At 69.1% G+C, this 424-nt stretch carries 2 protein-coding genes; both read left to right on the top strand.

The features are described from left to right. On the top strand, window positions 1–222 hold a 222-nt coding region (locus AC2JF9_RS09720), incomplete at its 5' end, for a hypothetical protein (protein WP_500727365.1). A gap of 57 nt (window positions 223–279) precedes the next feature. Then, on the top strand, window positions 280–424 hold a 145-nt coding region (locus AC2JF9_RS09715; protein WP_500727367.1), incomplete at its 3' end, for a UvrD-helicase domain-containing protein.

Raw genomic sequence — 424 nt, 5'->3', positions numbered from 1 at the left:
CCTCCTTCTGGATGGGCGCATCTTCGGGGTAACGGGGCTCACGGGCCATGGAATCGCTCCGGTGGACAGACGACAAGGCTGCGGCTCATAATCGCTCGCGCCGCCGGGGCGCTACCCCGGTTCGACAAAGGGAGGCAAGCCATGGATTTCCTGAAGAGGATGACGCAGCGGGACTGGACCATCGCTGCGATCGCGTTCATCGTCGGCGCGATCATCTTCTGACCCCGCTCCGGCCGCCCGCGGCGAAATCCATCGAGAGGCGCTTCCGTGGCTAGGGGAATGAGCGCGCTTCCGCGGCTCGGCGGCGAGCAGTTGCGCGCGTCGAGCCCGCGCGACCATGCGGCGCTGTCCGCGTCGGCCGGGACGGGCAAGACGCAGGTGCTGACGGCGCGCGTGCTGCGCCTCCTGCTCGCCGGGGTCGATC

Source organism: Lactobacillus sp. C449L (assembly GCF_059900815.1).
This window is presented reverse-complemented; position numbering and strand designations above follow the sequence as displayed.